Origin of the sequence: Leptospira selangorensis (genome assembly GCF_004769405.1) — a bacterium.
In the GTDB taxonomy this organism is placed as follows: domain Bacteria; phylum Spirochaetota; class Leptospiria; order Leptospirales; family Leptospiraceae; genus Leptospira_B; species Leptospira_B selangorensis.
The window spans coordinates 254,008-269,121 of the sequence record NZ_RQES01000016.1; the positions used below are offsets into that span (position 1 = coordinate 254,008).

12 protein-coding genes are annotated in these 15,114 nt (G+C 40.0%); 10 read left to right on the top strand and 2 right to left on the bottom strand.

Going from position 1 to position 15,114, the window contains the following annotated elements:
- Positions 1–2 precede the first annotated feature (2 nt).
- The 9 genes from nuoF (at position 3) to EHO58_RS11700 (ending at position 9,522) form a co-directional block, all read left to right on the top strand.
- A complete protein-coding gene (gene nuoF / locus EHO58_RS11660) occupies positions 3–1,301 on the top strand; it encodes an NADH-quinone oxidoreductase subunit NuoF (RefSeq protein ID WP_135680024.1) in 1,299 nt (432 codons plus the stop codon).
- A 3-nt stretch (positions 1,302–1,304) separates the two neighbouring features.
- Positions 1,305–2,363 (top strand): NADH-quinone oxidoreductase subunit NuoH, encoded by a 1,059-nt coding sequence (gene nuoH, locus EHO58_RS11665; RefSeq protein WP_135629233.1) that lies wholly within the window; start codon positions 1,305–1,307, stop codon positions 2,361–2,363.
- Positions 2,357–2,968, top strand: coding sequence for an NADH-quinone oxidoreductase subunit J family protein (locus tag EHO58_RS11670; protein ID WP_135680025.1), 612 nt, complete (start codon positions 2,357–2,359; stop codon positions 2,966–2,968). Before nuoH ends, EHO58_RS11670 begins: the two co-directional genes overlap by 7 nt.
- Positions 2,965–3,300, top strand: a complete 336-nt coding sequence (gene nuoK / locus EHO58_RS11675) for an NADH-quinone oxidoreductase subunit NuoK (RefSeq protein ID WP_425268569.1) — start codon at positions 2,965–2,967, stop codon at positions 3,298–3,300. The genes EHO58_RS11670 and nuoK overlap by 4 nt, the downstream gene beginning before the upstream one ends.
- 4 nt (positions 3,301–3,304) lie before the next feature.
- Positions 3,305–5,236, top strand: coding sequence for an NADH-quinone oxidoreductase subunit L (gene nuoL / locus EHO58_RS11680; RefSeq protein ID WP_135680026.1), 1,932 nt, complete (start codon positions 3,305–3,307; stop codon positions 5,234–5,236).
- A complete protein-coding gene (locus tag EHO58_RS11685; RefSeq protein ID WP_135680027.1) occupies positions 5,237–6,886 on the top strand; it encodes a complex I subunit 4 family protein in 1,650 nt (549 codons plus the stop codon).
- Entirely contained in the window at positions 6,883–8,361 is a 1,479-nt protein-coding gene (locus EHO58_RS11690) for an NADH-quinone oxidoreductase subunit N (protein WP_135680028.1), read from the top strand. Before EHO58_RS11685 ends, EHO58_RS11690 begins: the two co-directional genes overlap by 4 nt.
- 1 nt (position 8,362) lies before the next feature.
- Entirely contained in the window at positions 8,363–8,875 is a 513-nt protein-coding gene (locus EHO58_RS11695) for an SseB family protein (protein ID WP_135680029.1), read from the top strand.
- Between the two features lie 95 nt (positions 8,876–8,970).
- On the top strand, positions 8,971–9,522 hold the full coding sequence (locus EHO58_RS11700; RefSeq protein ID WP_244241148.1) for a hypothetical protein: 552 nt from the start codon (positions 8,971–8,973) through the stop codon (positions 9,520–9,522).
- Here EHO58_RS11700 and EHO58_RS11705 read toward each other — a convergent pair.
- Complete coding sequence (locus EHO58_RS11705; RefSeq protein WP_135680031.1) at positions 9,506–9,940, bottom strand: MAPEG family protein; 435 nt, start codon at positions 9,938–9,940, stop codon at positions 9,506–9,508. The two genes, EHO58_RS11700 and EHO58_RS11705, sit on opposite strands and share 17 nt — an antisense overlap.
- A gap of 166 nt (positions 9,941–10,106) precedes the next feature.
- On the opposite strand from EHO58_RS11705, the gene EHO58_RS11710 reads away from it, so the two are divergent.
- Positions 10,107–13,937, top strand: a complete 3,831-nt coding sequence (locus EHO58_RS11710) for a PAS domain S-box protein (RefSeq protein WP_135680032.1) — start codon at positions 10,107–10,109, stop codon at positions 13,935–13,937.
- A gap of 7 nt (positions 13,938–13,944) precedes the next feature.
- Here EHO58_RS11710 and EHO58_RS11715 read toward each other — a convergent pair whose 3' ends face one another.
- The gene (locus EHO58_RS11715; protein ID WP_135680033.1) at positions 13,945–15,108 is read right to left on the bottom strand and encodes a DUF418 domain-containing protein; all 1,164 of its coding nucleotides are present in this window, start codon (positions 15,106–15,108) and stop codon (positions 13,945–13,947) included.
- Positions 15,109–15,114 lie beyond the last annotated feature (6 nt).

The window sequence follows — 15,114 nt, forward strand, 5'->3', positions numbered from 1 at the left end:
TTATGGCAGAAATGAAAATCCTCACTAAATTTATAGACGATCCCCGTTCGAATGAATTGGAATTTTACGAATCCGTTCACGGTTATGACGGGATGAAAAAAGCTCTGTCTATCGCGCCGGAAGAAATTATCGAGATCGTCAAAAAATCAGGTTTGAGAGGAAGAGGGGGAGCAGGTTTCCCTACAGGGCTCAAATGGTCCTTTATTCCTAAGGATATTCCAAAACCTAAATATTTGATCTGCAATGCAGACGAGGGAGAACCCGGAACATTCAAAGATCGTAAACTGATCGAGAACCTTTCCCACCAGATCATTGAGGGAATGGTGATCGGTGCAAAAGCAATCGGTGCAAACAAAGGATTTTTTTATATCCGTGGAGAGTTCAATAAAGGGATCGACTCCATGCAGAAGGCAATCGACGAAGCCTATGCAAAAGGATATCTGGGAAAAAATATCCTAGGCAGCGGATTTGATTTTGATCTAGTATTATATGCGGGAGCGGGAGCTTATATCTGCGGAGAAGAGACTGCGCTCATCAATTCTTTGGAAGGTCGTAGGGGCCATCCTAGATTAAAACCTCCATTTCCTGCTGTTTCGGGCCTATATCGTTGTCCTACAGTTGTGAATAACGTGGAAACTTTTTCCACAGTTCCTCATATTTTGGACAAGGGCGCGGATTGGTATTCTAAGATTGGTACTGAAAAATCCCCTGGCACTCGTTTGTTCTCCGTTTCCGGTCATGTAAAAAGACCCGGTGTATACGAGATAGAATTAGGAACTCCTTTATTAGAATTAGTGAATGATCTTTGTGGTGGAATGCTGGACGATGTTCCGTTAAAAGCGGTGATCCCAGGCGGTTCTTCCGTTCCTATCCTAACTGCAGAAGAATGTAAAACTGCAAATATGGATTTCGAATCCATGGCGGCTCATAAAACAATGCTTGGTTCCGGTGCAGTAATCGTGATCGGCGAAGGTACGGATCTTGTGGAAACCACTTACAGGTTTGCAAGATTCTACGCTCATGAATCTTGCGGACAATGTACTCCTTGCAGAGAAGGTACTCATTGGGTGAGGGACCTACTACATAAGATAAGAGAAGGAGAAGGAACAAGTGCGGACTTGGATCTTATTCTTTCTTTAGCTCGAAATATGGAAGGTGGAACTACAATCTGTCCTCTTTCTGACGCATGTGTGGGAGCTGTCCGACCTACTATCTTAAAGTTCAAACATGAATTCGAAGCCAGATTAAAAGACAAAGCGGTTAAAGAAGAAGTAGAACAGCCTGCCGCGAGCGGGGCCTGATCGATGGATTGGAATATAGTCCTACTCTGGTTATTAAAAAGTGCACTTTTTTTCTTAGTGTTTATCACTGCTTGTGCTTACTATACATTAGCAGAACGTAAAGTAGCTGGATTTATCCAAGATAGGAAAGGCCCAAATCGTGCAGGTCCTCTTGGTCTTTTACAACCATTAGCTGATGGGATCAAGTTTTTAACGAAGGAAGAAATCTTTCCTAAAAATGTGAACAGGGTTATGTATTTGATCGCGCCTGCGATCTCTATGACCTGTGCGATCATGGCTTGGGCAGTTGTGCCCTTGGGTGGAACCGTTATCTTACCTGAATTTCTGGCAAGAGAGGTCGGATTTACTTCTATAGATCTTCAAATTGCAAATCCGGATACAGGAATTTTGTTCTTGTTTGCGATCTCCAGTCTTTCCGTTTACGGGATCATTCTTGCGGGTTGGTCCAGTAATAATAAATATTCTTTGATCGGTGGGATCCGTGCTACGGCTCAGATGATCAGTTACGAATTGCCTCTCGGTCTTTCAGTGGCGGCTATCGTAATCTTGACCGGATCTTTAAAACTCACCGATATCAATGATGCACAGATCGGTCTTTGGAATATTTTTAAACTTCCTGGCTTTATTGCGTTTTCCGTTTTTGTAGTGGCTATGTTTGCGGAAACGAATCGACTTCCTTTCGATTTGGCAGAAGCAGAATCTGAATTAGTGGTTGGATTTCATACGGAATACGGTGCATTCAAATTTGCGTTATTTTTTATCGCAGAATACATGAATATGATCACTATGAGTTGTGTGGTCACCATTCTATTCTTCGGCGGATACCATCTTCCTTTTGGAATATTGAGCGGTTCCGTTTGGCAGGCATGGGCAGGGCTCGGGTTTTTTACTCTTAAAGTTTTATTTTTCGCATTCTTGTTTATGTGGGTGAGATGGACCCTTCCTAGATTCAGATATGATCAATTGATGACTATTGGTTGGAAAAAAATGATCCCTTGGGCAGTGGCAAATATTCTGATCGCAAGCGTTTATGTTGGTTTGGATGGTTTCTGGAAATGGTAGGAATATTCGAGAATCCGGGGCTTCTGCTCTTTTTTATATTCAGTGGAGTATTGGTTGCCGGAGCTTTAGGAGTTGTATTTCACCCGAATCCAATCAGTTCCGCTGTTTTACTTGTACTTTCCTTTTTCGCGTTAGCCGGAATTTATGCGGTTATCGGTTCCGTTTTTGTGGCTACCATGCAAGTTTTGGTCTACGCGGGCGCGATCATGGTGCTTGTGGTTTTCGTTCTGATGCTTCTATCATTACATGATGAAGGAATTGCAAAACTTTGGAACCATCCTATTAAAAAAGTTTTGGTACTTTCCGTTGTAGTATTGCTTGCGATTGTGCTGATCCATTCCGTAAGAGAGGGTGTCCCGAATACGGAAGCTTCTCCTAAAGGATACTCTGATTCCGGGACTTATGAGTATACATTATCCAAATCAGAAGAAGGTAAAGCAGGTGTGATCGCGGAAGGAAATACTGCTGCGGTGGGAAGTTCCATGTTTTTGGATTACCTTCTTCCTTTTGAAATAGTTTCCATATTACTTTTGGCCGCTGTACTGGGCGCAGTTATATTAGGGAAAAAGAATTTAGGTAAAAAAACAGAAGAAGGGGAGCCATGAATCCGGGAATTCTGAAACCAACTCTCGCGGGAATCCCCGTGGAATATCTGCTGATCCTTGCCTGTATCGTTTTTTCTATCGGTGTCGCCGGGGTTTTATTCAGAAGAAGTGCGGTAGTTATCTTCATGAGTATAGAACTCATGTTGAACTCGGTAAATTTGGTATTTGTCGTTTTTTCTAAATCACTTCATCAAGTTCAAGGAGAAGTGGTGGTATTTTTCGTGATGGCGATCGCAGCAGTCGAAGCGGCGATCGGTTTGGCCCTAGTGGTCGCAATTCACAGAAAGAAAAAGACAAGTTTTGTAGACGAAATGAATTTAATGAAATGGTAATACGATGAGTTGGGAAATCCTAATACCGGTCCTAGTTTTTTCTCCTCTTCTTGGGTCCGTATTAAACGCATTATTCGGAAGATATTGGAAGGGTTTTTCAGGTCCGATCGGAACCTCGTTATCTTTTATATCCTTTGCTGCGAGTGTATTCGCATATTTGCAATTCCATCCTTTAGAAAGACAAGATGCTCAAATTGTAACTCTATTCAATTGGGTAGACGTTGGGAATTTTAAAGCGGATCTTGCATACCAAGTAGATCAACTTTCCCTTTTTATGGCATTGATCATTACGGGGATCGGAAGTTTGATCCATCTTTATTCTATTGGATACATGAAAGGTAATCCTGGGATCGGAAGATTTTTCTCTTATCTGAACTTATTCGTCTTCTTCATGCTGCATTTGGTTTTAGCGGAAAACCTGGTAGTCCTATTTTTCGGTTGGGAAGGTGTGGGACTTTGTTCTTATCTTCTGATCGGATTCGATACTCATAAAGAAAATGCGGCGCAAGCGAGTATCAAGGCTTTTGTCACGAATAGGATCGCCGACTTGGCGATGATAGGTGGGATTGCTCTCACGTATTGGTTGGCTGGTTCGGTCTCCTTCATTACGATTTCTGAATCTTTGCCTCAGGCAAAGTTCTTACTGAACGCACTTCCTTTTGTGGCGATCTGTTTCTTTATAGGCGCAATGGGTAAATCCGCTCAGTTCCCATTCCATGTTTGGTTGCCTGATGCGATGGCCGGACCTACTCCGGTTTCAGCTTTGATCCACGCGGCAACAATGGTGACTGCAGGATTATTCCTGATCGCAAGATTGAATTTTATTTTTATATTAGTTCCTAAGGTCGGTTTTTGGATCGTTTGTATAGGAACATTCACTGCTTTTTTTGCGGCGACAATTGGTGTTTATCAAAACGATATCAAAAAAGTTTTAGCTTATTCTACTGTTTCTCAGCTGGGTTATATGTTCGTTGCGATGGGAACAGGCGCTTATGTGGCTGGGCTTTTCCACTTACTGACCCACGCATTCTTTAAGGCCTTATTGTTCTTGGGTTCCGGTTCTGTTATCCATGGATTATCTGATGAGCAGGATTTAAGAAGAATGGGGGGACTTAAATCCCAGATGAAGATCACTTGGTGGACCTTCCTCTTGGGAACCTTGGCGATTGTAGGAGCTCCTCCATTTAGCGGATTTTTCTCCAAAGATTTGATCTTAGAAAAAGCGTTCTATTTCCATCCTGTATTCTTCGGAATGGGGGTTGCCACAGCGTTTTTAACCACATTCTATATGTTCCGCCTAACGTTCTTGGCGTTTACTGGCAAATCCAGAGTTTCTCATAGCGTGCATCCACATGAATCTCCTTGGACCATGACTTTGCCATTGGTAATCTTGGCATTAGGCGCTGCATTCTCCGGATATTTATTGGTTCCTGAATCCTTAGGTGGAGGAATTGATTTCTTAGAGAAATATTTCTCGCCTGTTTTTGCAAAAGGATTACTGTATTATTCCCAGCAAAAAGGAGCCTTGGAAGTCCATCATTTAAGCCATGAGTTGGAACTCCTACTGGCTGGATTATCCCTAGGAGCAATTCTTTTAGGAGTGGGGATCTATTGGTTTTTCTTCGGTAGAAAAGAGAAATTACCTTTAGATGAATCCTCTTATACCGGCTGGAGAATTCTTCCTGCAAACAAATACTTTATAGATGAAATTTTCAAAAACGTTTTGATCGGGCCGATCTCCGCCTTCTCCGAATTTTTATCCGAAGTGGTAGAGAAACGTTTGATCGATAGGGTTTTGACCGGAACAGGAAGGCTTTCCGGAGGGATTTCATCATTACTACGCAGGATCCAAACAGGAACCGTAGTAGATTACGCTTTTCTAATTGTATTAGGGACTGTTTTGATCTTGTCCGTATTTTTATGGAGGGGAATCTAAGTGCCCCAGTATTATTTAAGCATTCTGTTATTTTTGCCTGTTTTAGGGATCCCTTTCTTATTCTTATCTAAAAACGAAAAATGGATCCGGCTTTGGTCTTCGATAGTGACTCTGGGAGTTTGCGCGATGACCGTTCCTCTCTTTTTGGAATTTTTGAGAGGAGACAGCGGCTTTCAATTTACACATCATATTTGGAATTTTTTGAAACTCCAGTCAGGTGGTTTGGATTATCATATAGCGATAGACGGATTCTCCTTATTGCTCGTAACGATGTCCGCACTTCTGTTCTTTCTTTCCGTATTATCCGCTTTTTCTAATGTAAAACATCGGATTAGGGAATTTTTTATACTTCTTCTTTTAGTGGAAACGGGAGTGATCGGAGTATTTCTTTCGGTCAACCTGATCCAATTTTATGTTTTCTGGGAATGGATGGTCCTACCTTTCACTTTGATGGTGGGAATCTGGGGGGAACAAGGAAGAATTAAGGCCGCGATGAAGTATCTGGTATTCTCTTTTACCGGATCAGTTTTCATGCTCGCGAGTATTTTGGTCTTATACCATTATACCCGCACATTCGATCTAGAAGAATTAGCCGTTGTATCTTTGAATTTAATTCCGGCAAATATTAAGTTTTGGTTATTTGTTGGATTTAGTTTTGCATTTGCGATCAAGGTGCCTTTATTTCCTTTCCATACCTGGATGCCTGATGTTCACGAAGAAGCTCCTACTGTCGGTTCCGTGGACTTAGCAGGTATTCTATTAAAGATCGGACTATTTGCATATGTTAGAGTAGTGATCCCGATTTTTCCCCAGGTATTTTTAGAATATCGTAATCTATTAATTGTACTTGCGGTTGCGGGGATCGTTTATGGCGCTCTGGTAGCCTTAACTCAGAAAAACAGCAAACGTCTGGTGGCCTTCTCTTCTCTTTCGCATATGGGTTTTTGTATTTTAGGGATTTTAACTCTGACCGAAGAAGGTGTGGCAGGCGGGATGCTCCAAATGGTGAATCATGGATTCACTTCCGGGCTTTTATTCTTTATATTAGGATTTTTGCATGAAAGAACCGGAAGTAATGAATTAAAAGATTATTCCGGTCTTGCTAAGTCCGCTCCGTTTTTGGCAGTAGCGATCGGTTTGGCTGCTTTTGCAAGCGCCGGTCTCCCGGGAACAAACGGATTTGTGGGAGAATTTTTAGTCCTTATCGGAACTTTTAAATACAGCCTTATATACGGATTTTTGGCGGGAACTGCGGTGATCTTCGCAGCAGGGTATATGTTATACTTTGCTCGAAACTTATTATTTGGTGAGCCGAATTCTTTATCTTCCGGTTTATCCCCTTTAAATGGACGGGAGAAGTTCATAATCATTATAGTTTCGGGAATTATAATATTAACCGGGATTTTTCCTAATATTCTACTAACGTATCTGAAACCGAGCGCTCGAGTAGTATTAAATCTGACTTCTAAACAAGCATTACAAGAAAGAGCCTTTTTGGAACAAGAAGGTACTTTGAAGAACACCAAGAAGAAATTTATAAATTATAGGACCTTGGGTACCGAGCCTCCAAGTTACGAGGATAGGATCGGTTCCGGAAGAGGAACAGGGATCCCAGGTAAAAAGACTGTGTCCCAAGAGGCGGAAGAATGAATTTAATTCCAAATTCAAATGATCTAATTTCTATACTTCCAATTCTGGTACTTTCCGGAGGAGGGATCTTATTACTTGGATTACAGTTTTTTTTCCAAGGGTTTGAGTTTAGGATCGTAAGATTCACTTCCGGTTTGGTTTTGATCGCTGCATTCTTCTCCTTGTTCGTTGCTCAATCGAATCCTGGAGTGGGATCCTATTTTTCAGGACATTATGAAATTTCCACATTAGGTTTTTGGTTCGGGGCATTATACTTGATCGCCGCATTCTGTACGGTTCTTGCTTCTCCTAGAGTATTAGAACAACATAATATGGAATTCCCCGAGTTTTATCCTCTTCTTCTTTTTTCAGTGGTTGGAATGTTCCTAATGACTTCCGGAACGGATACTGTTACGATCTTTGTCGGATTGGAATTGATGTCCGTATGTTTGTATGTTCTAGTGGGAATGGCAAGAAGTGATGTTTATTCTTTAGAAGCTAGCCTGAAGTATTTTCTTTTAGGGAGTTTTTCTACCGGATTTTTCTTATTCGGAATGGCTTTCTTATTCGGAGGATCGGGCACAACTCATCTGCAAGATTCTTTAAAACCTTTGCTGAGTGCAGGATTCGATTCCAATTTTACAAAGATCGGATTATTACTTCTATTAACCGGGATATCATTCAAGATCGCATTATTTCCTTATCATTCTTGGACACCCGATGCTTACGAAGGTGCCTTGACTCCGGTAACAGGATTTATGGCTACAGCTTCTAAGTCCGCTTCTATGGGATTATTGCTGGTCGTATTCTCAAAACTTCCTGTTTCAGCTTCGGTAGGAGAATGGACCTGGATTATGGGAATTTTAGCTCTGATGTCCATGACTTACGGAAACTTTGTGGCTTTAAAGCAAACAAGTTTAAAGAGAGTTTTGGCATATTCTTCCATCGCTCATGCAGGCTATGTGGTTGCGGGGATTTCTTTAGGCGGAAAAGAAGAAGCATTATTCTACCTGATCGTGTATTCTTTTATGAGTTTGGGAGCATTTGCTATCTTATCTTTCTTAGAAGAAGGAAATCGCCACGTAACGTATGAATCTATCGCCGGACTTGCGAAGTCCAGGCCTTGGACTAGTTTCGCACTATTTATCTTCTTCTTATCTTTAGCCGGTATCCCTCCTTTAGGTGGATTCTGGGCAAAATTATTCCTATTCCAAAAGATCGCAGAGGGAACAGACCAGATCTCCAGATTATTGCTTATCGGTGGGATAGCAAACTCGGCATTGGCATTATATTATTATGTGAAAGTCGGAATACTTGCTTATATGAGCTCTGAAGAAGGAGAAATTTCTAAATTAGATTCTCCTAAAACAAGTTACGGAGTTTTATTCGTATCCGTAATTTCTTTGGTAGCAGTATTATTAGGTTGGTATTTTATCCAACCTAAGGATTTGAATAATTTAAATTTCGCAAACAAATCCGCAGAATTACAAAAGTAAGATGTCCAGTTTTAAAAAAGTTCTCTCTTCTATTAAGGAATATTTTGGGCCCATTCCCAAATTCGATGGAGAGAACGCAAGATTTAGAGAAGCAATTTATCTTTATTCTAAAAATCGTTCCGAAAAAAATTTAGAAAAACTTTCCGCTGAACTTACCAAGGCTTACTTTCTGATCCCTCATGCAGGTGAGGAAGCTGTTCCTAAAAAAGCGAAATCTAAGAAGAAAGCTGCCGCTAAGAAAAAGAAAAAAACTTCTCCTAAAAAAGGACCTCAACCTATCGTACTATTATATGTAAGCGATGAACATGGTAGAGTTTTCTTGCCTGCATTCTCCCATCCTTCCGAATCATTCCGTTATTTTAAAAAAGATACCGCGCTTGTCCCAATCACCGCAAAAGAGTTATGGGCCTTAGGTCTACAAAATAAGGGAGTTTCCGGAGTGGCCATAGATCCTGGATCCACGTTATGGTTGCTTTCCAGGGATCATTTGGAATTATTGCAAAAAGAAAAATAATCCTTCTATTTTTATCGAACGCATCCATGTATTCCTCTTTTCGAATATATATTTTCAACCTTCTTCTTTTTTCCTTATTATTCACGAACTGTATTTTGGTTTCGAGATCGGAACTTTCTTCTCCTTCTACCTTAAACGAGGGAAAAGTATTAAAACATTATAAAAAAGTTTCTATTAAAGTGATCTATATTCCGGAGAAGGATGATCACGCTTATAATCTGGAAGAGGAAGAGCAGAAGAATAGAGAAGGGACTTGGACACAACTTTTGGTTTCCGCCTATGAGGACTCAGGGTTGTTTAGAGAAGTCACTATATCTTCCGATGGAGATCTCAAAGTCCAAATTAAGATTGTGGAATCTCAGGCAGAAGATAGGGGAATAGATTATACATTTTCCAAAGGTTGGGGCTTTCGTCCATACAGGGAAGAAGGCTCTTTTGCCATGAGCACTGACTTTTATAATGCTAAGGGTGAACTTCTGGGTTCAGTTGATTTAACTGAAAAATACGATTATTATTATCAGGTTTTCTTTATATTTCTAATGCCTTTTTATTCTTCCGGCGGAGAATACGAAAGGTTGGGACGTTTTATGGGATTAAAGACCTTGGATAGGGCATTATCTAAGGAAATTTTTATCCCCAAAAAATAATCTCTAAAAATTTTCTGAAATAGTTCACCCAGATCCCGAATAAGATCAAATTGCTCGTGGCAAATATGATCAATCTATGAATAACGTTGTTATAAGTAAGATGGACCAAGCTATGTATAGTCCTAAGTCCCACATAGACCCAAGCCAGCTGAAAATTTAAAGGATCACTAGAACCCGTTAGGTATTGTATCAAACAGATAAGATAGAATAATAAGGGGATTTCCAATAGATTCATATAGTTCCGATTCGCAATGGATACCCATTGAGGAACATTTTTGGATTCTCCGAACTTAAAATCGTCCGCGATTACCTTTCCGATAATACCTGCGTATAAGCGGCGGATTGGAATTTGCAATAATACGAAAAAAGTCAATAGAGCTAACGCTCCGATCGGAAGAAGCCAATATTCTTTTTGCATTTCTGAACCCTTAGATTGAGAAGAATTTAATATGAAATACTTTTGCTTTTAATCTTCAAGCAAAAGACACAGAATTTCAAAATCTTCCATTTCTATTTTCATTGACTCCAGGAACTTTTTGAATAATGTAAGGACCCTTTATTCTCGTCTTATTCTTATACTTAAAATGCAAGATTCCCTGGAAAAGTTAGTCTATCACTGGATACAAAATGATTGGGAAGTGTTCCAGTTCATTCAAACCGAAGGTTTGGATGGTGTTTGGGTTTTGGATCTTTCGGATCGAAATAGATTTTGGATGAATCCGAAGTTCAAATCCGTTCTTGGATTTTCCGGTTCGAGCCCTGATATCAATTGGAAGGATCTATTTTTTAAAAAAGATCATGAACTGATCGATTCTCAAATAGATAAGATCCAAGAATCAAAAACTCTTCCGATTCGTTATAAAACACTCTCCGGTGGGGAACTGGAGACGGATACTAAACTTAAAATCCTAAAAAATGGATCGGGAGATCAAATCTGCATAGGCGGAATTAGTATCTTACAAGGATCGGAGATCCATTCTTTAAAAAAAGAATTGGATTTTCTTTTTCTGATAAATACTCTCCCCGATTTGGTTGGTTATTGGGATTCTAATTTGATCAATCGGTTGGCGAATGACGCCTACCAAGAATGGTTCGGAATAGAGGCCAAAAAGATAGTCGGCCAACATATAAGAGCTGTTTTAGGCGACCAATTATTCGAATTAAATTATCCTTATATACAAGGAGCTTTAAAGGGAGAAACACAATTATTCGAAAGAAGGGTTCCTTCTCCTGATGGACAACATTCCAGATATACATTAACAAAATATATACCCGATTTCAGGGATGGGAAGGTGGTAGGGTTTTCAGTAATCGCTAATGATATTTCCGAGATACGAAATGCCGAGCTCGCCAATCTTCGTCTGGCAAAAATTGTCGAATCTTCCGACGACGCTATCATCGGCAAAAACCTGGATGGGATTATTACTTCTTGGAATCATGGGGCTGAGAAAATTTTCGGTTATACTCCTTTGGAAATGATAGGAGCTAAATTTGATCTATTGGTCCCGGACGAATCCAAACCTTTAGAATCCAGGATCGATCTTCAGATCAAATCTGAAAAAGAGAACCTTCATTTTGAATCGGTTCGAAAAGCAAAGGATGGGCATTGGATCGAAATGTCGATCACACTCTCTCCAATGTTCGATTCTTCCGGGAAGATGACGGGGACGGCAGAGATAGCAAGAGATATCGGCGAAAGAAAAAGGATGGAAAGTTCTTTTAGGAGCGCTTTCGAATATTCCGCGATCGGAATGGCCATCTTAGATCCTCAAGGGAGATGGATGCAAGTAAATGGAAATCTGATTAAGCTACTCGGATATGATTGGGAAGAATTATCAAAGTTAACTTTTCAAGATATCACGTATGAAGAGGATCTTGGAAAAGATCTTCAGCTATTAACAGAAACCTTGGATGGAAAAAGGTCCGGTTATCATTTAGAAAAACGTTATATTAAAAAAGATGGAGAGATTGTGTGGGCACTTCTTTCCGTAGCTTTAGTCCGAGATGCGAACGGGAGACCTAATCATTTTATTTCCCAGATCTTGGATATAGATGAAATTAAGAAAGCAGAAGAAGAACTCAGGCACGCAAAAGAATTACTGGAACAAACAAGTAAGTTGGTCCGTATCGGCGCCTGGGATATGGATCTTAAACGTAATGTAGGATCTTGGTCCGCAGTAACGAAAGAAATGCATGAGGTTCCTCCTGATTACGTTCCGGATATAGAAGGAGGTTTGCAGTTTGTTAAAGAAGGTGAGAGCAGGGAGAAAGTAACTGAAGCGGTAAAATTACTTTTAGCAGAAGGAATTCCTTACGATCTGGAAATGGAAATCGTAACGGCCAAGGGAAATGAACTTTGGGTAAGAACTGTGGGGAGTGCCGAATTCGAAAATGGCGAATGTGTTCGGATCTTTGGGGCCTTATATGATATAGATAAAAGAAAGAAGGCGGAGCTGGAATTATTTAGAGAAAAATCCAGGCTTTCCGCATTCGTTGAGCACGCGCCAGCAGCAGTTGCCATGTTTGATACGGAGATCAAATATGTTGCGGTCAGTGAAAGGTGGTATACCGAATATCATTTAACCGGACAAGATATCGTAGGACTTTCTCATTATGAAGTATTTCCTAATGTTTCCCAAGAATGGAAGGATATTCACCAAAGATGTTTATCAGGAGAAGTTTTAAAAAATGATGAAGATGTTTGGAGACCGGAAGGCTGGGATCATGACCAATATCTTCGCTGGGAAGTAAGGCCTTGGTATCAGTTGGATGGTTCTGTCGGCGGGATCATGATGTTCACTCAGGATATCACCGAAAGTTGTCTCCAGAGAGAAGAATTAAAAAAAGCAAAACTGGCTGCTGAACAGGCGAATAGAGCTAAATCGGACTTCTTGGCGAATATGAGCCATGAGATCAGAACTCCTTTAAATGGGATCATAGGATTTTCCGATCTATTATTACGAACTTCAATGGATTCTACGCAACATCAATATATGATGACCGTCTTTCAGTCTGCCGAGTCACTACTGGATATTATCAATGATATATTAGATTTTTCTAAAATTGAAGCTGGAAAATTAGAACTTTCCTACGAAAATACGAATCTATTGGAACTTTGCAGCCAAATAGTAAATACGATCAAGTTCCAAGCCCAAAAAAAAGGATTAGAAGTGATTGTAAATGTCGCTTGGGATGTCCCAAGATTTGTAAAAGCGGATAATGTAAGGCTTAGGCAGATTATAGTAAATCTATTCAGTAACTCCGTAAAATTTACGGAAGAAGGTGAGATAGAATTTAAGATAGAACTTCTCAGAAAAATTTCGGAAACGGAAGGAGAGTTCAGATTTTCAGTAAGAGATTCCGGGATCGGGATCGCACCGGATGCGAAAGACAAAATATTCGAGGCTTTTGCACAAGGGGATGTGTCTACTACTCGTAGATTCGGAGGAACAGGTTTAGGTCTCGCTATCTCCAATAAACTTCTGTCTATGATGGGAAGTGGTCTCCAGGTAAAAAGTGAATTGGGAAAAGGAAGCACATTCTATTTCGATCTAAAACTGAATATTTCCGAAACTGTAGGAGAAGATTGGATCAGGTTACGTTCTATTAAAAAGGTTTTGGTAGCTGATAAGGATCAAGAAAACGTAAAGTTGATCGGAGAAATGTTATCCATGCAGAATATTCCTGCCGACTTTTCCAAAAACGGAGAGGAGATGTTGAGAACCTTATCCAATGGAAATAGATACGATATTATTTTGATGGATTCCGAAATGCCGGAAGGTGACGGCTTGGAACTTGTCCGAAAAGTAAGAGAAGATCTAAAAATAAGAAGTGAGGACCAACCGATCGTACTGATCGTAAATCCGGAAGAAGGGGAATTATTCACCGAAAAATCCAGAAAGTTGGGAGTCCAGGAAGTAATTTCTAAACCTCTTCATATGCAGAAGTTATTTGATATTCTCGCCAGAAATCAGATCTTTAAGGAACCTTTCGTATTTCCTTTGAATACAAGAGACCAAGAAGGAGCTCCTACAATTCATAAAACTGCGACTATTTTGATCGCAGAAGATAATTCCGTGAATATGATGCTCGCAAAAAGTATCGTTAAAAAGATCCTTCCCAAGGCAAAATGTATAGAAGCTCTAACGGGAAGAGAGGCAGTCGACAAGTTTAGAGAGATCAATCCTGATCTGATCTTTATGGATATCCAGATGCCTGAGATGAATGGGTATGAGGCCACCAAGGCAATTCGTACTTTGGAAAAAGATGGTCATAGGGTTCCTATCGTTGCGGTAACCGCAGGTATCGTTTCCGGCGAAAGAGAAAGATGTTTAGAAGCGGGCATGGATGATTATATCAGTAAGCCTGCGGTAAAAGCGGATTTTGCTCGGATTATATTCCGCTGGATGAGCTGATCGAGTTTTAACGTATTTTGATCATCTTCCAGTAAGTCCAAGATCTTAGGATCCATTCCATGGGACCTAAAGAAAAAATTCTTTTCCACGCAAGCGAGAATATTCCCCAGAAGATCCAAATCGGAACTGTCAAAACTAAAACAATATAACTACCTATCTGATCGAAATAGCCTAGTCCCCAACCACAAAAGATCCAAGTACAAACTAAGGATTCTCCTAGATAGCAGGTTAAAGAAAGTTTTCCCATTGTCTCGAGCCAATTTCTGTCTGCAAAACTTCTTTCCGAATGATAATAATTTCCGAGTAAATATACATAACAGAATGTGAGTGCAGGCGCGCTGAAAGTGTCGGAAACGGCATAAATAATTTTTAAGAACATACTTGGATTCTCGGGGAGAATATGACGGGAATGTAATGTATATACCAGGTTTCCTAAAATTCCAAGGATTAAGGTCCATGGAAAAAGTTTTTTAAATCCAAGCCTCGTTCTTTCCCAGTCCGTAAAGATCGAGTTTTTGGCTGCAAAGAAACCCAGACAAAACATTGAGAAAACCGTAGGCCATTGATAAAATACTAAAAATGGAATAGAAAGAATTGTATCTTTCGTCCTTTGTACATTACTTTCCCAGAACCCGCCTAAATATGCTTTTCTATTCTCTTCCAATAAGCGGGGAAGGTTTGCCTCTAACTGGGATTTGAATTCTACTTCTGCAAAACTCATACCTATTCTGCACAAGGCCGCAATCAATAGGCAAACTAAGGAAAATTTTAATAACCAAGAAGAAGTTTTGTTTCTTAAAAACCAGAGTAATGCTCCTAAGATCGCATACGAAAGAAGGATATCTCCTAGAAATAAGAAAATCCCATGCAAAAGTCCTAATATTCCTAAACCGAATATCCTTCTAAAATACCTGGATCTGGGATTCGTTTCCTGATTATTCTCTAATTGAATAGAAAATCCATAACCGAATAAAAAGGAAAATAATACATAAAACTTGGATTCAAAGAAAAATGCAACGATCCATGAGCCTATTGAATCCAGAAGAGTTGAATTTTCTCCTAAGGAAGCGACTAAATACATTGGTTTTGAAAAATAGGGCAGGTTAACTGCGAGTATTCCTAATAACGCAAATCCTCTTAAGAAGTCTATGAATCCTATCCTATTTTTCATGTTCGT

Bases quoted from the DNA above. Each gene is read 5' to 3' on its own strand.
- nuoL (WP_135680026.1), top strand. From the start codon at position 3,305: ATGAGTTGGGAAATCCTAATACCGGTCCTAGTTTTTTCTCCTCTTCTT.
- EHO58_RS11710 (WP_135680032.1), top strand. From the start codon at position 10,107: ATGCAAGATTCCCTGGAAAAGTTAGTCTATCACTGGATACAAAATGAT.
- EHO58_RS11705 (WP_135680031.1), bottom strand. From the start codon at position 9,940: ATGCAAAAAGAATATTGGCTTCTTCCGATCGGAGCGTTAGCTCTATTG.
- nuoK (WP_425268569.1), top strand. From the start codon at position 2,965: ATGAATCCGGGAATTCTGAAACCAACTCTCGCGGGAATCCCCGTGGAA.
- EHO58_RS11670 (WP_135680025.1), top strand. From the start codon at position 2,357: ATGGTAGGAATATTCGAGAATCCGGGGCTTCTGCTCTTTTTTATATTC.
- nuoF (WP_135680024.1), top strand. From the start codon at position 3: ATGGCAGAAATGAAAATCCTCACTAAATTTATAGACGATCCCCGTTCG.
- EHO58_RS11695 (WP_135680029.1), top strand. From the start codon at position 8,363: ATGTCCAGTTTTAAAAAAGTTCTCTCTTCTATTAAGGAATATTTTGGG.
- EHO58_RS11690 (WP_135680028.1), top strand. From the start codon at position 6,883: ATGAATTTAATTCCAAATTCAAATGATCTAATTTCTATACTTCCAATT.
- EHO58_RS11715 (WP_135680033.1), bottom strand. From the start codon at position 15,108: ATGAAAAATAGGATAGGATTCATAGACTTCTTAAGAGGATTTGCGTTA.
- nuoH (WP_135629233.1), top strand. From the start codon at position 1,305: ATGGATTGGAATATAGTCCTACTCTGGTTATTAAAAAGTGCACTTTTT.